Below are 18,935 nucleotides of genomic sequence, written 5' to 3'. Positions count from 1 at the left end.
GGGCACTTGGCAATTCGTCAGCCGATCCACCACAGAGCGGAGGACTCAGAGCATGGCCGGCGCGATGCGCAAGATGGCGGTCTACCTCGGCCTCGTGGAGGACGATGGGTACGACGGCAGAGGATTCGACCCCGACGACGACTTCGAGCCCGAGCTCGACCCGGAACCCGAGCGGGACCGGCGACGGCATGAACCGCCGCACCAGTCACATCAGGCGCACTCGCCCCAACGGGATGAATCGGTACGAGTGGTACAGCCCCCGGCGCAGCGTGACCCGGTGCCGCATTCCGCCTCGCTCGCCGCGGAGTCCGGGCGTCCGGCGCGCATCGCCCCCGTGGCGTCCATCACACAAGAACGTCAGAGCCTGGAGAAGAACGCCCCGGTGATCATGCCCAAGGTCGTGTCGGAACGAGAGCCGTACCGGATCACCACGCTGCACCCCCGGACCTACAACGAGGCCCGTACCATCGGGGAACACTTCCGCGAGGGCACCCCGGTGATCATGAACCTGACGGAGATGGACGATACTGACGCCAAGCGACTTGTCGACTTCGCCGCCGGTTTGGTGTTCGGTCTCCACGGCAGCATCGAGCGGGTGACGCAGAAGGTGTTCCTGTTGTCGCCTGCTAACGTCGATGTCACGGCGGAGGACAAGGCCCGCATCGCAGAGGGCGGGTTCTTCAACCAGAGCTGAGACGCATGACCGGAAACACCGCATGGGAAACAGGGGAGAGGGAAGCACGAGATCATGAGCGTGGTCGGGCAGGTCTTCTACTTCGCGCTGATGTGCTTCCTCATCGTGCTGATTTTCCGGTTGGTCATGGACTACGTCTTCCAGTTCGCCCGCTCATGGCAACCCGGCAAGCCGATGGTGGTCGTTCTGGAGGCCACCTACACTGTCACCGATCCACCGCTCAAGCTTCTGCGGCGGTTCATTCCGCCGCTGCGTCTCGGGGGCGTGGCGCTTGACCTGTCCTTCTTCGTACTGATGATCATCGTCTACATCCTGATCAGACTTGCGCAGAACGTGATGTGAGCGATGTGAACGATACGGTCTTGCCGAATGCCGACGACTACGTTGAGGTGAAGAGATGCCGTTGACCCCCGAGGACGTGCGGAACAAACAGTTCACGACCGTCCGCCTCCGAGAAGGCTATGACGAGGACGAGGTCGATGCCTTCCTCGACGAGGTCGAAGCCGAACTGACTCGCCTGCTCCGCGAGAACGAGGACCTGCGCGCCAAGCTGGCCGCCGCCACGCGCGCGGCCGCGCAGAACCAGCAGCAGCAGGGTATGCGCAAACCGCCCGAGCAGCAGGACCAGCAGGGCCCGCCGCAGGGTATGCGGGGGCCCGGCGCTCCTGTGCCCGCCGGCATATCGGGCCCGCCGCAGGGAATGGGCGGCCCCATGGGTGGCCCGCCTCAGCTCCCGAGCGGTGCGCCGCAGCTGCCCGCGGGCCCCAGCGGCCAGGGCGGTCAGCAGGGCCAGGGCCCCATGGGTCAGGGTCCGATGGGCCAGGGCCCCATGGGTCAGGGTCCGATGGGCCAGGGCCCCATGGGTCAGGGTCCGATGGGTCAGGGTCCGATGGGCCAGGGCCCCATGGGTCAGGGTCCGATGGGTCAGGGTCCGATGGGTCAGGGCCCGATGGGCCAGGGTCCGATGGGTCAGGGCCCGATGGGCCAGGGCCCCGGTCAGATGCAGCAGATGCAGCAGATGGGCGGCCCGATGGGCGGTCCCATGGGTGGCCCGATGGGCGGTCCCATGGGCGGTCACGGTCAGCAGATGCCGCAGCAGGGCCCCGGTGGCGACAGTGCCGCCCGTGTCCTCTCGCTGGCTCAGCAGACCGCCGACCAGGCGATCGCCGAGGCGCGCTCCGAGGCCAACAAGATCGTCGGTGAGGCCCGCAGCCGCGCCGAGGGTCTGGAGCGCGACGCCCGTGCCAAGGCCGACGCCCTGGAGCGGGACGCGCAGGAGAAGCACCGCGTCGCGATGGGCTCCCTGGAGTCCGCCCGCGCCACGCTGGAGCGCAAGGTCGAGGACCTCCGTGGCTTCGAGCGCGAGTACCGCACGCGTCTGAAGTCCTACCTGGAGTCGCAGCTGCGCCAGCTGGAGACGCAGGCGGACGACTCGCTCGCCCCGCCGCGTAACCCGGCCACGGCGTCCCTGCCGCCGTCCTCCGCGCCCTCCATGGCTCCCGCAGGCGCCGGTGCGCCGTCCTACGGAGGCAACCCGGGCATGGGTGGACCGTCTCAGGCGGGACCGTCCTACGGCGGTCAGCAGCAGATGTCGCCCGCGATGACCCAGCCGATGGCTCCGGTGCGGCCCCAGGGCCCGTCGCCGATGCAGCAGGCGCCCTCGCCGATGCGCGGGTTCCTCATCGACGAGGACGACAACTGACGGCCATGAGCACGCCTTAGGCGTCGGCAGCGTTCAGGGCGAGGCCCCCGGATTCCGGGGGCCTCGCCCTTTTGCGCGGTCCACCAGGGGCTGGTACGGAGTCCGGGGGCGGCGCCTGTACGGGAATGGGTGGAGGCGTGCACTCGGGGCGCGGAGCCGTGCTCCTGCGGGGTCCCTGGTGGCCGCGCTCGTACGGGGTGTGCGCGGCGCCGGGGTGTGCGCGGCGCTCGTCACAGAGGCGCACAACGCCGAAGGCCCGGTGCCACCAGGAAATCCTGGTGGCACCGGGCCTTCGGTGCGGGTGTGCCGGTCCTCGTTACGCCTTGCGGAGGCGGAACACCAGGGACAGGCCCTCGTCCGTGAACGGCTCCCCGTAGGCGCCGTCGGCCTCTCCCTGGGCGAAGTCCGTGGCGAGGACCTCGTCGGCGATGAGACCGGCGTGCTCGCCGAGTGCCGCGACGACCGCCGGGTCCGTGGAGGTCCAGCGGAGCGCGATGCGGTCGGCGACGTCGAGGCCGCTGTTCTTGCGGGCCTCCTGGATCAGCCGGATCGCGTCACGGGCCAGGCCCGCCTGCCGCAGCTCCTCGGTGATCTCCAGGTCGAGGGCGACGGTCGCGCCGGAGTCGGAGGCCACCGACCAGCCCTCGCGCGGGGTCTCCGTGATGATGACCTCGTCCGGGGCCAGGGTGACGGTCTCGCCGCCGACCTCGACCGACGCGGTGCCCTCGCGCAGGGCGAGCGACAGGGCGGCGGCATCGGCCCCGGCAATGGCCTTCGCCACATCCTGGACGCCCTTGCCGAAGCGCTTGCCCAGCGCGCGGAAGTTCGCCTTCGCCGTGGTGTCGACCAGTGAGCCGCCGACCTCGGAGAGTGAGGCGAGCGAACTCACATTCAGCTCCTCGGTGATCTGCGCGTGCAGCTCGGTGTCGAGCGTCGCGAAGCCCGTCGCGGCGATCAGCGCGCGCGACAGCGGCTGCCGGGTCTTGACGCCCGACTCCGCGCGCGTGGCCCGCCCGAGCTCGACGAGACGGCGTACGAGCACCATCTGGCGCGACAGCTCCGGGTCGATGACGGACAGGTCCGCCTCCGGCCAGGTCGACAGGTGCACGGACTCGGGGGCGTCGGGGGAGACCGGTACCACCAGGTCCTGCCAGACCCGCTCGGTGATGAACGGGGTCAGCGGGGCCATCAGCCGTGTGACCGTCTCCACGACCTCGTGCAGCGTGCGCAGCGCGGCCTTGTCGCCCTGCCAGAAGCGCCGGCGGGAACGGCGGACGTACCAGTTCGAGAGATCGTCGACGAACGCCGACAGGAGCTTTCCGGCGCGCTGGGTGTCGTACGCCTCCAGAGCCTGCGTCACCTGGTCGGTGAGCGCGTGGAGTTCGGAGAGCAGCCAGCGGTCGAGGACCGGGCGGTCGGCCGGAGCCGGATCGGCCTCGCTGGGCGCCCAGTTGGTGGTGCGGGCGTACAGCGCCTGGAAGGCGACGGTGTTCCAGTAGGTGAGGAGCGTCTTGCGGACGACCTCCTGGATGGTGCCGTGGCCCACGCGCCGGGCCGCCCACGGGGAGCCGCCGGCCGCCATGAACCAGCGCACCGCGTCGGCGCCGTGCTGGTCCATCAGCGGGATCGGCTGCAGGATGTTGCCCAGGTGCTTGGACATCTTGCGGCCGTCCTCGGCGAGGATGTGGCCGAGGCACACCACGTTCTCGTACGAGGACTTGTCGAACACCAGGGTGCCGACGGCCATCAGTGTGTAGAACCAGCCGCGGGTCTGGTCGATGGCTTCGGAGATGAACTGCGCCGGGTAGCGGCTCTCGAAGATCTCCTTGTTCTTGTACGGGTAGCCCCACTGCGCGAACGGCATCGAACCCGAGTCGTACCAGGCGTCGATGACCTCCGGGACGCGCGTCGCCGTCACGCCGCAGCCGTCCTGCGGGCACGGGAAGGTCACCGCGTCGATGTACGGGCGGTGCGGGTCCAGCTCCGACTGGTCGGTGCCGGTCAGCTCGGACAGTTCCGCGCGCGAGCCGACACAGGTGATGTGGCCCTCCTCGCAGGTCCACAGCGGAAGCGGGGTGCCCCAGTAACGGCTGCGTGAGAGCGCCCAGTCGATGTTGTTGTTGAGCCAGTCGCCGAAGCGGCCGTGCTTGACCGACTCCGGGAACCAGTTGGTCCCCTCGTTCTCCTCCAGGAGACGGTCCTTGACGGCTGTGGTGCGGATGTACCAGGAGGGCTGCGCGTAGTACAGGAGCGCGGTGTGGCAGCGCCAGCAGTGCGGGTAACTGTGCTCGTACGGCACGTGCTTGAAGAGCAGGCCGCGGTTCTGGAGGTCCTCGGTGAGCTTTTCGTCCGCCTTCTTGAAGAAGACGCCGCCCACGAGCGGTACGTCCTCCTGGAAGGTGCCGTCGGTGCGGACCGGGTTCACGACCGGGAGGCCGTACGCGCGGCAGACCTTGAGGTCGTCCTCGCCGAAGGCGGGGGACTGGTGGACCAGACCCGTACCGTCCTCGGTCGTCACGTACTCGGCGTTGACCACGAAATGGGCGGGCTCGGGGAACTCGACGAGCTCGAACGGACGTTGATACGTCCAGCGCTCCATCTCGGCACCCGTGAAGGACTCGCCCGTGGTCTCCCAGCCCTCGCCGAGCGCCTTCTCGACGAGCGGCTGCGCGACGACGAGCTGCTCCTCGCCGTTCGTCACGACGACGTAGGTGACGCCCGGGTGGGCGGCGACCGCGGTGTTGGAGACCAGCGTCCACGGCGTGGTCGTCCACACCAGGAGCGCGGCCCGGCCGGCCAGCGGACCGGAGGTGAGCGGGAAACGGACGTACACGGAGGGGTCGACGATGGTCTCGTAGCCCTGGGCCAGCTCGTGGTCCGACAGGCCCGTCTCGTCGCGCGGGCACCAGGGCGCCACACGGTAGTCCTGGACCAGCAGGCCCTTGTTGAAGATCTCCTTGAGCGACCACCACACGGACTCGATGTACTCGGGGTCCATGGTCCGGTAGGCGTCGTCGAGGTCGACCCAGTAGCCCATGCGGTTCGTCAGCTCGGTGAACGCGTCCGTGTGGCGGGTCACGGACTGGCGGCACCGGTCGTTGAACTCGGCGATGCCGTACGCCTCGATGTCCTGCTTGCCGGTGAAGCCGAGCTCCTTCTCGACCGCGAGCTCCACCGGGAGGCCGTGGCAGTCCCAGCCGGCCTTGCGGGCCACGTGATAGCCGCGCATGGTGCGGAAGCGCGGGAAGACGTCCTTGAAGACGCGCGCTTCGATGTGGTGGGCGCCCGGCATGCCATTGGCGGTGGGCGGACCTTCGTAGAACACCCACTCCGGTCGGCCCTCGGACTGCTCAAGGCTCTTGGCGAAGATCTTCTGCTCGCGCCAGAAGTCGAGCACGGCGTGCTCGAGGGCGGGCAGGTCGACCTGGGCGGGCACCTGGCGGTACGTCGGCGCTGTCATCGGCGAGCTTCCTCCAACGGACTTTCTGCCTTCCGTCGGAGGGACGAGAGCCGTGTTGCTACGGACGCCGTGTGCGGCGCGCTCCCGCGGTACCACCCTCCTTGGCTCCCCGGTGCGCCGTTCGCATCGGTGAGCCCCCTCATTGGGGTCGCGATGCCGGGTCTACTGGCCCCAGAGGGGTGTTCTTCCGGCGGCTCCGGGGTGATCTTCGCGTCGCGCCGGCCCCCGGGCTTCCACCGCCCCCGGGTCGCTCCTGGCCGCTTACGCCGCTACTCGTCCCCATCCACGCTTCTCGCTCCGCCCAGTGTACGGCGCCCCGGGGACGGCGGCCGACCGGTTTTCCCGGGCACCTCCGTGGCCTGCGCGGTGACCCGAATGGCGAGGCGAGCGGGTCCGGATCCCGGGACGGCGGGCCCGGCGGATTACCCGGCGGGGAGCTGGGCACAACGCATGCAGACTCGCCGCGCGGGGCTCGCGGGGCGGGCGAATCGTGGGCGGGCCCCGTTGCCGCGGGCCAGAAGTCGATTTATCGTCCCAGCACGATTCGCGAGCAAGATCACAATATGTGAAGGGGCCGCGGCCATGGTGGCGAAGAAGACCGCCGTACAGCAGTCGGCGTCCGGCAGATCCACGAGTGCGGCGGCCAGGAACGAGGGTGGGAAGAAGAACGCGCGGACGGCCCCCGCGACAGCCGAGGCGACGTCCTTGAAGACGACTGCCACGAAATCGGCGTCCCCGAAGACCGAGTCCCTGAAAACCGCGTCCCCGAAGGCGTCGGCCAAGAAGCCGGCCGCCAGGAAGACCACCGCGAAGAAGGCGGCGGCAGCGGCGAGGAAGCCCGCGCCCGGGAAGTCCGCGGCCAAGAAGAGCACCGGCACGGCGAGGAAGAGCACCGGCACGGCCAAGAAGACGGCCGCTTCCGCGGCCCAGGGTGCGGCCGAGGCCGCGAACACGACGGGAGCCACGACGGTGGTTGCGAAGAAGACCCATGGCACGGCCACGGCCGCCAAGAAGGCCACCGCGGTCCCCAAGGCGAGGATCGCCGCGGTGGAGCCCGGAGAGCTCGCGGTACGCCCGGGGGAGGACCCGTGGACCCCGGAGGAGGCCGGGGAGGCCCGCGCGGAGCTGCAGTCGGAGGCGCTGCGGCTGCGTACCGAGATCTCGTCGTCCGAGGAGGCTCTCGCGGGCCTGATGCGGGACTCGGGCGACGGCGCGGGTGACGACCAGGCGGACACCGGTACGAAGAACATCACGCGCGAGCACGAGATGGCGCTCAACTCGAACGCGCGCGAAATGCTGGAGCAGACCGAGCGCGCCCTGGACCGCCTCGACGCGGGCACCTACGGGCTCTGCGAGAACTGCGGCGACCCCATCGGGAAGGCCCGTATGCAGGCCTTCCCGCGCGCCACCCTCTGCGTCGAGTGCAAGCAGAAGCAGGAACGCAGGCACTGAATCCCGGGGACCGCGCGGGAACGCCACCGCCTCGCGTTCGGCGGGAGCTCCTGAGCCTGTGGGCCCGGGAGCGTGTGCCGTACCCTCGTCCTCAGTCAGGAACCTAGGTCGAGGGACTCACTCACGTGGCAGAGGCGGAGCGCATCATCGGTACGCCGGACATTCCAGGGGCGGCGGGGGCCGGGCCGGAGCAGTCCGACGGGAACGCGGCGTCCGGCGACCGGTCCGGCGCCGCCGCGCCGGCCCCGGCCGAGCGGCCCAGGGGCAAGCGCAGGATCGCCGTGCTCTTCACGGTGGCCGTATTGGCGTACGCCCTTGACCTCGTCAGCAAGATGGTCGTGGTGGCGAAGCTGGAGCACCACGACTCGATCGAGATCATCGGGGACTGGCTGAAGCTGGAGGCGATCCGCAACGCGGGCGCCGCCTTCGGCTTCGGTCAGGCGTTCACGATCATCTTCACGGTGATCGCGGCGGCGGTGATCGTCGTCATCGCCCGGCTCGCCCGCAAGCTGTACAGCGTGCCGTGGGCCATCGCCCTGGGCCTGCTGCTGGGCGGCGCGCTCGGCAACCTGACCGACCGGATCTTCCGCTCGCCCGGCGTGTTCCAGGGCGCGGTCGTGGACTTCATCGCGCCCAAGCACTTCGCCGTCTTCAACCTCGCCGACTCGGCGATCGTCTGCGGCGGCATCCTGATCGTTCTGCTCTCCTTCCGGGGCCTCGACCCGGACGGCACGGTCCACAAGGACTGAGACGCGGTCCGCAAAAACTGAGACGCGGTCCACAAGGACTGACGCACGGGCCGTCGGACAGACCCGCCGGCCGGGCGCTCGCGGCCCGCGTACCGGCCGTCGGGCGGCCCTCCCCGGGCACTGGCGTTCGGTCCGTGGTCCGGTGGTGTCCGAGCAGTCCGGCATACTCGACGGGTGAGCACCGTTCCCGAGATCCGCACCCTGCCCGTGCCCGACGGCCTGGAGGGCGAGCGTGTCGACGCCGCCATCTCCCGCATGCTGGGCTTCTCCCGTACCAAGGCCGCAGAGCTCGCCGCGGCGGGGAAGGTCACGGTCGACGGCTCGGTGGTCGGCAAGTCCGAGCGGGTGCACGGCGGCGCCTGGCTCGAAGTCGAGATGCCCGGGGCCCCCGCGCCCGTCCAGATCGTCGCCGAGCACGTCGAGGGCATGGAGATCATCCACGACGACGACGACGTGCTCGTGATCGTCAAGCCCGTCGGTGTCGCCGCGCACCCCAGCCCCGGCTGGTCGGGACCGACCGTCATCGGCGGTCTCGCGGCCGCCGGCTACCGGATCTCGACCTCCGGCGCCGCCGAGCGCCAGGGCATCGTGCACCGCCTCGACGTGGGCACCTCGGGCCTGATGACGGTCGCCAAGTCGGAGTACGCGTACACGTCGCTCAAGCGCCAGTTCAAGGAGCGCACGGTCGACAAGCGCTACCACGCGCTCGTGCAGGGCCACCCGGACCCGACCAGCGGCACCATCGACGCACCCATCGGACGCCACCCGAACCACGACTACAAGTGGGCGGTCACGGCCGAGGGCAAGCCCTCGGTCACCCACTACGACCTGGTCGAGGCGTTCCGTGCCGCCTCCCTGCTCGACATCAAGCTGGAGACCGGGCGCACCCACCAGATCCGCGTCCACATGGCCGCCCACCGCCACCCCTGCGTCGGCGACCTGACCTACGGCGCGGACCCCACGCTCGCCAAGCGCCTCGGTCTCACCCGCCAGTGGCTGCACGCGGTGCGGCTCGGCTTCGAGCACCCCGGGGACGGGCGCTGGGTGGAGTTCGAGAGCGACTACCCCGAGGACCTGCAGAAGGCGCTCGACAGGGTCCGTGAGGAGAGCTACGCGTGAGCGGCGGTCCGGACGGGGCGGCGGACGTCGCCCCGGTGGTGCGAGGCATCGCGTACGAGGTGCGGGTCGCCGAGGACGCCGCCGACCGTGAGGCCTGCTTCGCGGTGCGCAAGGACGTCTTCGTCGGCGAGCAGGGCGTCCCGGAGGACATCGAGTACGACGCGTACGACCCCGGCGCCCTGCACGTGCTGGCGGTCCGCGAGGACGGCGTACCGCTCGGCACCGGGCGTCTCCTGGAGGGTGCGGCGGCCGCGGCGAAGGCGGGCGGGGACCTGACCGTCGGCTCGCTCGGGCGGCTCGCCGTGACGCGCGAGGCGCGCGGGCTCGGCGTCGGCGCCGCGCTCGTCCGTGCCATCGAGATCGCGGCCCGCGCGCGTGGCCTGGCCGCCGTGGACCTGCACGCGCAGACCCACGCGCTGGGGTTCTACGAGCGGCTCGGGTACGTGGCGTACGGCCCGGAGTTCGCGGACGCCGGAATGCCGCACCGCGCGATGCGCAAGGCCCTGTGAGCGGGGATTGCCGTAGGCGCGTGGCACGCTTGGGGTCTGGTTCGCCTGTGATCGTCTAGACCCCGCCGGAGCGCTGACCGTGGATCAGTTGGCCCTGCTGTTCGTGCTGCTGCTCGGGGCCGTGATCAGTGTCCCGGTGGGAGAGCGGTTCGGGCTTCCCGCGCCGGTCCTGATGACCTTGCTCGGCATGGTGCTTGCCGTGCTGGACTTCGTCCCGAACGTGGACATCCCGCCGGAGTTCATCCTGCCCGCGCTGCTGCCGCCGCTGCTGTACGCCGCGGTGCGGCGCACCTCGTGGAGACAGTTCGCGGCGAACAGACGTCCGATCTTCCTGCTCGCCGTGGCTCTGGTGTTCGTCACCACGCTGGCCGTGGCCGCGGTCGCGAGCTCGATCGTGCCGGGCCTGCCGCTCGCCGCCGCCTTCGCGCTCGGCGCGCTGGTGGCGCCCCCCGACCCGGTCGCGGCGACCGCCGTCGCGGGACAGCTGGGCCTGCCGCGCCGGCTGGTGTCGATCCTGGAGGGCGAGGGGCTCTTCAACGACGTGACGGCCATCGTGCTGTACCACGTCGCGATCGCCGCCGCGGTCAGCGGGAGCTTCTCGCCGTGGCGGGCCGGACTCGACCTCGTGCTCTCCGCCGTCGTCGCGCTCGCCATGGGAGTCGCCCTCGGATGGGCGGCGAACAGACTGATGACGATCGTCGGAGACGCCACCCTCCAGATCGGGCTGACCCTGCTCGTGCCGTACGCCGCGTACGTGCTGGCCGAGGAACTGCACGGGTCGGGGGTGCTCGCCGTGCTCACCACCGCGCTGTTCCTCGCGGAGTACGCCACCGACGCCGACGACGTCATGACCCGGCTCGCCGGGTCGACCGTCTGGGACGTGGTGGACACGCTCGTCACCGGCGTCGCCTTCGGGCTCATCGGGCTCGAACTCCACAACGCGATCCGTACGGCGGCGGGGCGCTGGGGCGAGATGCTCGGCTGGGCCGCCACGATCGTGGTCGTGGTCGTGCTCGTACGCCTGGCGTGGCTGCTGCCCGCGACCTGGCTGACCAAACGGCTGCACGCCAAGCGGGACTACGACGAGGAGATCCCGACGTCGTGGCGGGAGACCGTGGTCATGTGGTGGGCCGGGATGCGCGGGGTGGCCTCCGTGGCCCTGGCTCTCGCGATCCCGCTGAAGATGGACGACGGGTCGCCGTTCCCCGACCGGGACGAGATCGTGTTCATCGCGTTCGGGGTGATCATGGCGACCCTGGTGATCCAGGGGCTCACCCTGCCGTGGCTGGTCCGAAGGCTCGGGGTGCGGGCCGACGAGGACGTGGAGAAGGCCTTCGAGAAGGAGCTGGCGGTACGGGCCGCCAAGGCCGCGAAGCGGCGGCTGCGGGAGATCGAGGAGGTGGAGGAGCTGCCGGAGGAGGTCTCCGAGCAACTGCTGCGCCGGGCCTTCGAGATCGGCGTGCGGATCAGCCCCGACATGGGGGACGAGGAGCGGCGCGACGCACACCTGCAGCGGGTGAGGCGGATGAAGCGGATGCGGCGGATCCAGGGGGAGATGATGAGCGCGGCCCGGCACGAGGTGCTGTCCGCGCGGAGCGAGCCCGGGGCCGACCCGGAGATCGTGGACCGGGTCCTCAGACACCTCGACGTCCGCAGCCTCCGCTGATCCGGCCGGGGACCGGAGGGCGGCCCTCGGTCCCCGGGATCCGGGGGTCAGCCGCGGCCCGGGCCCGTCCGGGGTGGTTCGTGGGTGTGGCGGCCGTGGTTCGCGCGGGCCGCCACGCCGTCCGCGCCGTCCGGCTCCGCGCGCTCCTGGCGGCCGATCCGCCCCGGGGGCAGCACCGCGTCGGCCGTGTTGACGCGGGGCAGCGCGTAGGGGTGCTGTTCGGTCAGCCAGCGGATCAGCCCCTCGCGGACGGTGACCCGTACCTTCCAGATGTCGTCCGCGTCCTTAGCGGTGACCAGGGCGCGCACCTGCATGGTGTTGGGCGTCGAGTCGGTGACGACGAGGCCGTAGTCGCGGCCGTCCCAGGCGGGGCACTCGCGCAGGATGTCGCGCAGCTTCCCGCGCATCGCCTCCACCGGAGCGCAGTGGTCGACGTGCAGGAAGACGATGCCGGTCATCTGCGGGGTGCCGCGCGACCAGTTCTCGAACGGCTTGGACGTGAAGTACGACACCGGCATGGTGATCCGGCGTTCGTCCCACGTCCGCACGGTCAGGAACGTCAGGGTGATCTCCTCCACCGTGCCCCACTCGCCGTCGACCACCACGGTGTCGCCGAGCCGCACCATGTCCCCGAAGGCGATCTGCAGTCCGGCGAAGAGGTTCGCGAGCGTGGACTGGGCGGCGACACCGGCGACGATGCCGAGGATCCCGGCCGAGGCCAGCAGCGAGGCCCCGGCCGCGCGCATCGCCGGGAAGGTGAGCAGCATCGCGGCGATCGCGACCACGCCGACGACCGCCGTGACGACCCGCTGGATCAGCGCGACCTGGGTGCGGACCCGGCGGACCCGCGCCGGATCGCGGTGCGCGTTCGCGTAGCGGGTGTACGAGGTCTCGACGACCGCCGTGGCGATGCTCACCACGAGCCAGGCGGCGGCGCCGATGAGGATCAGGGTCAGTGTCCGGCCGATGCCGATCCGGTGTTCCACCAGCAGCTTCGCCTGGTCGTACGAGCCTCTGAGCAGAGCCGCGAACAGGACCAGCTGGAAGGGGACACGGCCGCGGCGGAGCAGACCCCACAGGGAGGTCTCGCTGTGCCGGTCGTCCGCCCGACGCAACAGGCGGTCCACGGACCACCCGATGAGCAGCGTGAGCACGACCGAGCCGCCGACGACGATCACCGGGCGCAGTACGTTCTCCATGCCTGAGAACGTAACCGGCCATGGGCGTCATGAACATGTGTTCTCCGAGCGGAACGGGGTATCAGCGCGACCCGGCGCGGGGTGTCTCCACCACGGGCCGGGCCGGTCCTCGGCACCTGGCACGGGCCGGTCCTCGGCACCCGGCACGGGCCGGTCCTCGGTACCCGGCACGGGCCGGTCCTCGGTACCCGGCACGGGCATTGTCCCCTCGTCCGGCACGGGCCCTGACGGCCGCCGGCGCTGTCCGGGCCGGGTGACGGGGACAATGGGACGCATGAACATCATGCTCTTTCACTCGACCTACGGTCTCCGGCCGGCGGTGCGCGCGGCGGCGGACCGGCTGCGGGCCGCGGGACACGAGGTGTGGACGCCCGATCTCTTCGAGGGGCGCACCTTCGAGACCGTCGAGGAGGGCATGGCCTTCAGCGACGAGACCGGCAAGGACGAGCTGCTCAAGCGGGCGGTCCTGGCCGCCGCGCCCTACTCCGAGCGCGGCCTGGTCTACGCCGGCTTCTCCCTCGGCGCCTCCATCGGCCAGACCTTGGCACTCGGCGACGAGAAGGCCCGCGGGCTGCTCCTGCTGCACGGCACGTCGGACATCGCCGAGAGCGCGTCGGTGGACGAACTCCCGGTCCAGCTGCATGTCGCCGAGCCCGACCAGTTCGAGACGGACGACTGGCTGAGCGCCTGGTACCTCCAGATGCAGAGAACCGGCGCCGACGTGGAGATCTACCGTTACGCGGGCGCCGGGCACCTCTACACCGACCCAGGCCTGCCCGACTACGACGCCGAGGCGGCCGAGGCCACCTGGAAGGTGGCACTCGGCTTCCTCGAGTCGCTCTAGCGGTTCACCGCGACGGGGCGACAGTCTTCCGACAGCCAGGCCCGGGTCGTCCGTCGGACGACCCGGGCCTGGCTGTTCACCGCCGACCGGCTGCGACGGCGCCGCGCAACGTCGGAGACCCTAGCCCGGGAAGCATTCCTTGGGCGGGTGCACCTGTGACGGGAAGTGCGCGGACCACACCCAGCTCGTCGGCTTGGAGTTGTAGATCCTGAACCACCGTTCCCCCGAAGGGGTCTTGGTGGTCGAGCACTGGATCCGCAGGGTGGTGCCCCGCGGCTCCGTGCGGAACCTGGTCGAAGAGGAAGTGGGCTGGGCGTAGATCGGGGAGCTTTCCGCCGTGGTCAGGTTGACGTACGCCGGTGCCGCCGCCTTGGCCTCCTGGGCTTCGGCGGATGTGGCGGTGACTCCGGCGAGTGCCAGGGCGGCGCCGAGCACCGCGGTCTTCGTCAGGACACTTTGGGGGGTGGCCATTTGACTCCAATCGTGGGTAGAGCTGACGGAACACCAGTTCGGTGATCCGCCAGCGCGTTCGACACTATCAAGACCATTTCGGCGGAACCCAAGATTTTTCTCTACACCGGGTCGTATGTCCGCTCGATCTTCTGCGTGTTGCTGCGCGTGCGGTACGAACGGGCCCAGGACGAGGTCGCGTTCGGGTTCGTGCGGTCGGAGAGCACGTAGTAGTCCATCTGCGCGCGGTCGGCGGTGATGTCCAGGACGCCGTAGCCGTGGCGGTCGGTGTCGACCCAGTGGACGTGACGGTTGGCCGCGCGGATGACCGGGGAGGCGATGGCGGAGACGGTGCCCTCGGGGACCTTGACGATGTCGTCGAGGTTGTCGGAGGTCACCGAGGTGACCACGAACTCCGTGGCGGCGGAGGCGGACAACGGGTACGTGCCGGCGTCCACCGGCACGTCGTTGGCCCAGGCCATGTGGATGTCACCGGTCAGGAAGACCGTGTTGCGGATGGCGTTGGAGCGCAGGTGTGCGAGCAGTTCGCGGCGGTCGTCCGTGTAGCCGTCCCACTGGTCGGTGTTGAGGGCGATGCCCTCCTGCGGGAGACCGAGCAGTTTGGCGAGCGGCTTGAGCAGGTCGGCGGAGAGGGAGCCCACCGCGAACGGCGAGATCATCACGGAGTTGCCGACCAGCCGCCAGGTGGTGTCCGAGGCCTTGAGCCCGGACTTCAGCCAGTCGAGCTGGGCGCGGCCGGTGATCGTACGGTCCGGGTCGTCGACCGATCCGCTCGCCGTGGACGCCTGCTGCGACCTGAAGGAGCGCAGGTCGAGCAGCGCGAGGTCGGCGAGCTTGCCGAAGCGCAGCCTGCGGTAGGTGGTGCCGGCGATGGCGGGGCGGACCGGCATCCACTCGAAGTAGGCCTGTTTCGCGGCGGCCTGACGGTCCGTCCAGGCGCCCTCGGCGCCCTCGGTGTGGTTGACCGCGCCGCCCGACCAGGAGTTGTCCGCGAACTCGTGGTCGTCCCAGATCGCGACGACCGGCGCCTTGTGGTGCAGGGCCTGAAGGTCCGGGTCGGTCTTGTAACGGCCGTGCCGGGTGCGGTAGTCGGCGAGGGTGAGGATCTCGTTGGCGGGGGAGTGCGGCCGTACGACCGTGCCGCGGGTCCCGTAGTCGCCGGACTTGTACTCGTAGATGTAGTCGCCGAGGTGCAGCCAGGCGTCCAGGTCGCCCCGCGCCGCGAGGTGACGGTACGCCGAGAAGTAGCCGGCCTCCCAGTTGGCGCAGGAGACCACGCCGAAGCGCAGTCCCGGCACGGCGGCGTCCGCCGCCGGCGCGGTGCGGGTGCGCGCCGGAGGCGAGTCGGTGCCGCCCGCCGAGAACCGGAACCAGTAGTCGGTGGCCGGAGCGAGACCGCGGATGTCCGCTTTGACGGTGTGGTCGGAGGCGGCCGTCGCGAGGGTGGAACCCTTGGCGACGATCGTGGTGAACGCCTTGTCCCTGGCGACGGTCCAGCTCACCTCGGTGTCCGGGCCGAGGCCGGATCCCGGTACCGCCTCGGAGGCGGGCGTCACCCGGGTCCACAGCAGGATGCCGTCGGGCAGTGGGTCACCGGAGGCGACGCCGTGCAGGAAGGCGGGCGCCTCGGCGGCGCGGGCGGGCAGCGCGGAGGCCAGCGGGCCGGCCAGGACGGCGGTCGCGGCCGCGGCCTTGACGACCGTACGGCGGCGGGGCGAGAGGGAGTTGGCGCTCTGGGAAGATCTGAGTCGACTGGTCACGAGCGATCAGGTTACTGATCAGTACACGCCGGAGCGGGCGAACCCGGAAAGTTCGCCCGCTCTTCACGCGGAGGCTGGATTCCCTGCCGGCGTCAGCCCTTGAGAGCCGCGCCCACCACCCTGTCGAAGTCGGCCACCGTCAGGAGCGGCGTGCTCTGGCCGTCGGCCGTGAGCTGCTTGCCGTCCATGACGAAGCCCGGGGTGCCGGTCACGCCGTCCTTGTTGTCGTCGAAGGTCTTCGACATGGCCACGGCCCAGGCGTCGTAGGTTCCCTTCTTGACCGCGTCCTGGAACTGCGTGTTGTTCTTCAGTGCGGAGACGGTGTTCGCGACCTTGATGAGGTAGGCGTCGTCCTTGAACTTGTCCGTCGTCTCCTCCGGGTGCCACTTCGCCGAGTAGAGCGCGCTCTTGTACTCGGCGAACGCCTCGGGGCTGACGTTCAGCGCGGCGCCCAGGGCGCTCAGGGCGTTCTTGGATCCCTGGCCGTTGTCCTTGCTGTCGATGAAGGTGGCGCCGACGTACTGGATCTTGAACTTGCCGTCGGCGAGGTCCTTCTTGACGGTCGCGCCGACGGTCTGCTCGAAGCTGGCGCACACGGGGCAGCGCGGGTCCTCGTAGACCTTGAGGGTCTTCTTGGCGGTGGCCTTGCCGATGACGACGGTGGTGCCCTTGGTGCCCGTGGAGTTGGCCGGCGCCACGACCTTGGCGTCCTTCAGGCCCTCCCAGTAACTGGGCTTGTTGTTCTGCACGACCGCGTAGCCGATGCCGCCCGCTATCGCGAGGACCGCGACGAGGGAGCCGGCCACGATCGCCTGGCGCTTGATCTTGTCGCGCTTGGCCTGCCGCTCGCGCTCGACGCGCAGCTTCTCGCGCGCCGCCGTCTTCGACGCCTGGCTGTTCCGCTTGCTCATAGTGGTGATCTCCATCGGGGACGCGCACACGTGGTACGCGGAATACGTAAGGGGGGCTGCTGGTGCTCAGGGCTGTTCTCGGGAACGTTTCGTTCAGACGCCGTCGCACGGAGGTGTGGCGGGTGAGCCGTGGCCCTGGGGCGGTCGCTCAAGGGGGCGTGGCTCAGGAGTCGTCGCTCAGACGAGAACGGCCGGGCGGGGCGGTCCGCGGCGTCCCAGGGAGTGCACGAACAGGCGGGTACGGGCGGCGGTCGGCCGGCGTTCGGTGCGCGGCAGCGGACGGACCGGGGCGAGCCGTACGGTCACCGCGGCGACCGCGAGCAGCAGCGGCCGGAAGGTCGAGGCGGCCACCGCGCGCAGCAACTGGTCCAGGGCGCGCTCGCCGCGGCGCAGCCAGGCGGCCGCGAGCAGACCGACGCTGACATGCGCGCCGAGCAGCAGCCACGCGGCCGCCGGGTCGGCGTGCGCGAGCAGGGCGGCGGCACGGTCGGGGGCGCCGCCGGTCACCCGGGACAGCGGGGAACCCACGCTGCCGCCGCCGCACAGCACGTCGAGGCCGACCGAGCGCAGCGGGCCCGCGACCGGGCCGCCCGTCCTGCCGTAACAGACGTGCTGGCCCGTGGTGAACACGGTGTCGGCGGCCAGTTCCAGCGGGACGAGCAGCGCGGCGATCCGGCCGAATCCCCGCTCACGGCCCGCCAGCGCGAAGGAGAGCGCGAAGACGGCGGCGGTGATCGTGGCCACGGTGGTCAGCGGCAGCGGCATCCGGGACAGCAGCACGTGCGACGCGGCGGAGAGCGTCACGACGACGGCCGTGAACACGGCCGCGCGTACGGCTCTGAGCTGGGTCCCGGATATGTCCATAGCGGAGGCGAGTCTCCCACGTGCTCCCGTAAGCGCCCCCTAAAGGGTTCCTGTGCGTTACGGGAGCGTTGTGAGACGACCGGTCGCGTGGATCACAGCCCCGCGGCCGGCCGTGCGGCCTACAGTCCCGGGATCCGTCCGTTGCGGAACAGGTCCACGAAGATCTGGTGGTCACCGCGCGCGCGGGTGCCGTAGCCGTGGGCGAAGTCCACCAGGAGGTCGGCGAAGCCGTCCTCGTCGGCCGCGATGGCCGCGTCGATGGCCCGCTCGGTGGAGAACGGCACCAGCTCCGAGTGGCCGCTCTCGTCGTCCGCCGCGGCGTGCATCGTGGCGGTGGACCGGCCGAGGTCCGCGACGACCGCGGCGATCTCCTCGGGGTCGTCGATGTCGCCCCAGTCCAGGTCGACCGCGTACGGAGAGACCTCGGCGACCAGCTGGCCGGCCCCGTCCAGCTCGGTCCAGCCCAGCCACGGGTCGGCGTGTGCCTGGAGGGCGCGCTGCGAGATCACCGTGCGGTGGCCCTCGTGCTGGAAGTAGCCGCGGATCGCGGAGTCCGTGATGTGCCGGGAGACGGCCGGGGTCTGGGCCTGCTTGATGTAGATCACCACATCGTTCTCCAGGGCGTCGCTGTTGCCCTCCAGGAGGATGTTGTACGACGGCAGGCCGGCCGAGCCGATGCCGATGCCGCGGCGGCCCACGACGTCCTTCACACGGTACGAGTCCGGGCGGGTCAGCGAGGACTCCGGCAGAGTCTCCAGATAGCCGTCGAAGGCCGCGAGGACCTTGTACCGGGTGGCGGCGTCCAGCTCGATGGAGCCGCCGCCCGGCGCGAAGCGGCGCTCGAAGTCACGGATCTCCGTCATCGAGTCGAGCAGCCCGAAGCGGGTCAGCGACCGGGCGTCGCGCAGCGCGTCCAGCAGCGGGCCCTCGGCGGTGTCCAGCGTGAAGGGCGGCACCTCGTCGCTCTTGGCGCCGGTGGCGAGCGCGTGGATGCGCTCGCGGTAGGCGGCCGCGTACACCCGCACCAGCTCGGTGATCTGCTCGTCACTGAGCGCCTTCGCGTAGCCGATGAGGGCCACGGAGGCGGCGAAGCGCTTGAGGTCCCACGTGAAGGGGCCGACGTAGGCCTCGTCGAAGTCGTTCACGTTGAAGATCAGACGGCCCTGGGCGTCCATGTACGTGCCGAAGTTCTCCGCGTGCAGGTCGCCGTGGATCCACACGCGCGAGGTGCGCTCGTCCAGGTACGGGCCGCCCCGCCGGTCCTGGTCGAGGTCGTGGTAGAAGAGCGCCGCGGTGCCGCGGTAGAACGCGAACGCGGAGGCCGCCATCTTGCGGAACTTCACGCGGAACGCGGCCGGGTCGGCGGCCAGGAGCTCGCCGAAGGCGGTGTCGAAGACGGCGAGGATCTGCTCGCCGCGTTGCTCGGCGCTGAGCTGCGGGACCGACATCGCTGGGTGCCTCCTGGTGCAGGTGGTGCGTGGCTGACAGGGCGGGCGCGCCGCCCCGGGGACAAGGGGGTCCGTCCACTTCCAACG

16 protein-coding genes are annotated in these 18,935 nt (G+C 70.6%); 9 read left to right on the top strand and 7 right to left on the bottom strand.

Annotated elements, in window-relative coordinates; all coding sequences use genetic code 11:
• Positions 1–52: 52 nt before the first annotated feature.
• Genes ACFYW8_RS16955 through ACFYW8_RS16945 form a run of 3 tightly spaced genes read left to right on the top strand, consistent with a single transcriptional unit; the run spans position 53 to position 2,396 of the window.
• Positions 53–694, top strand: coding sequence for a cell division protein SepF (locus ACFYW8_RS16955; RefSeq protein WP_365880092.1), 642 nt, complete (start codon positions 53–55; stop codon positions 692–694).
• 54 nt (positions 695–748) lie between these two features.
• The gene (locus tag ACFYW8_RS16950) at positions 749–1,036 is read left to right on the top strand and encodes a YggT family protein (protein ID WP_365880094.1); all 288 of its coding nucleotides are present in this window, start codon (positions 749–751) and stop codon (positions 1,034–1,036) included.
• A 55-nt stretch (positions 1,037–1,091) separates the two neighbouring features.
• Positions 1,092–2,396: a DivIVA domain-containing protein gene (locus ACFYW8_RS16945; RefSeq protein ID WP_389074808.1), complete on the top strand. Its 1,305-nt coding sequence runs from the start codon at positions 1,092–1,094 to the stop codon at positions 2,394–2,396.
• Between the two features lie 316 nt (positions 2,397–2,712).
• On the opposite strand, the gene ileS is transcribed toward ACFYW8_RS16945, so the two are convergent.
• Positions 2,713–5,856, bottom strand: a complete 3,144-nt coding sequence (gene ileS / locus ACFYW8_RS16940) for an isoleucine--tRNA ligase (protein WP_389074803.1) — start codon at positions 5,854–5,856, stop codon at positions 2,713–2,715.
• 582 nt (positions 5,857–6,438) lie between these two features.
• Between ileS and ACFYW8_RS16935 the strand changes: the two genes are divergently transcribed.
• The 5 genes from ACFYW8_RS16935 (at position 6,439) to ACFYW8_RS16915 (ending at position 11,351) form a co-directional block, all read left to right on the top strand.
• The gene (locus tag ACFYW8_RS16935; protein WP_389074800.1) at positions 6,439–7,308 is read left to right on the top strand and encodes a TraR/DksA C4-type zinc finger protein; all 870 of its coding nucleotides are present in this window, start codon (positions 6,439–6,441) and stop codon (positions 7,306–7,308) included.
• A 125-nt stretch (positions 7,309–7,433) separates the two neighbouring features.
• Positions 7,434–8,057, top strand: coding sequence for a signal peptidase II (gene lspA / locus ACFYW8_RS16930; protein WP_365882001.1), 624 nt, complete (start codon positions 7,434–7,436; stop codon positions 8,055–8,057).
• A gap of 174 nt (positions 8,058–8,231) precedes the next feature.
• Positions 8,232–9,176: an RluA family pseudouridine synthase gene (locus ACFYW8_RS16925; RefSeq protein WP_389074793.1), complete on the top strand. Its 945-nt coding sequence runs from the start codon at positions 8,232–8,234 to the stop codon at positions 9,174–9,176.
• Between the two features lie 38 nt (positions 9,177–9,214).
• On the top strand, positions 9,215–9,685 hold the full coding sequence (locus tag ACFYW8_RS16920) for a GNAT family N-acetyltransferase (protein ID WP_389075142.1): 471 nt from the start codon (positions 9,215–9,217) through the stop codon (positions 9,683–9,685).
• A gap of 79 nt (positions 9,686–9,764) precedes the next feature.
• Positions 9,765–11,351, top strand: coding sequence for a Na+/H+ antiporter (locus ACFYW8_RS16915; protein ID WP_365881997.1), 1,587 nt, complete (start codon positions 9,765–9,767; stop codon positions 11,349–11,351).
• Between the two features lie 47 nt (positions 11,352–11,398).
• Here ACFYW8_RS16915 and ACFYW8_RS16910 read toward each other — a convergent pair whose 3' ends face one another.
• The gene (locus tag ACFYW8_RS16910) at positions 11,399–12,550 is read right to left on the bottom strand and encodes a mechanosensitive ion channel family protein (protein ID WP_389074786.1); all 1,152 of its coding nucleotides are present in this window, start codon (positions 12,548–12,550) and stop codon (positions 11,399–11,401) included.
• Positions 12,551–12,824: 274 nt separating this feature from the next.
• On the opposite strand from ACFYW8_RS16910, the gene ACFYW8_RS16905 reads away from it, so the two are divergent.
• Positions 12,825–13,394 carry a dienelactone hydrolase family protein gene (locus tag ACFYW8_RS16905; protein ID WP_365881992.1) on the top strand — a complete coding sequence of 190 codons (570 nt, stop codon included), beginning with the start codon at positions 12,825–12,827 and terminating at the stop codon, positions 13,392–13,394.
• 120 nt (positions 13,395–13,514) lie between these two features.
• Here the strand turns inward: ACFYW8_RS16905 and ACFYW8_RS16900 are convergent, their stop codons facing one another.
• From ACFYW8_RS16900 to ACFYW8_RS16880, 5 genes are all read right to left on the bottom strand, one after another.
• Positions 13,515–13,865: a hypothetical protein gene (locus ACFYW8_RS16900; RefSeq protein WP_365881990.1), complete on the bottom strand. Its 351-nt coding sequence runs from the start codon at positions 13,863–13,865 to the stop codon at positions 13,515–13,517.
• A 101-nt stretch (positions 13,866–13,966) separates the two neighbouring features.
• On the bottom strand, positions 13,967–15,625 hold the full coding sequence (locus ACFYW8_RS16895; protein ID WP_389074778.1) for an alkaline phosphatase D family protein: 1,659 nt from the start codon (positions 15,623–15,625) through the stop codon (positions 13,967–13,969).
• Between the two features lie 92 nt (positions 15,626–15,717).
• On the bottom strand, positions 15,718–16,536 hold the full coding sequence (locus ACFYW8_RS16890; RefSeq protein WP_389074774.1) for a thioredoxin domain-containing protein: 819 nt from the start codon (positions 16,534–16,536) through the stop codon (positions 15,718–15,720).
• 177 nt (positions 16,537–16,713) lie between these two features.
• On the bottom strand, positions 16,714–17,400 hold the full coding sequence (locus ACFYW8_RS16885) for a hypothetical protein (RefSeq protein ID WP_389074769.1): 687 nt from the start codon (positions 17,398–17,400) through the stop codon (positions 16,714–16,716).
• Between the two features lie 119 nt (positions 17,401–17,519).
• The gene (locus tag ACFYW8_RS16880; RefSeq protein WP_389074764.1) at positions 17,520–18,848 is read right to left on the bottom strand and encodes a DUF2252 domain-containing protein; all 1,329 of its coding nucleotides are present in this window, start codon (positions 18,846–18,848) and stop codon (positions 17,520–17,522) included.
• Positions 18,849–18,935 lie beyond the last annotated feature (87 nt).

It is taken from the genome of Streptomyces sp. NPDC002742 (assembly GCF_042888885.1).
GTDB lineage: Bacteria > Actinomycetota > Actinomycetes > Streptomycetales > Streptomycetaceae > Streptomyces.
This window is presented reverse-complemented; position numbering and strand designations above follow the sequence as displayed.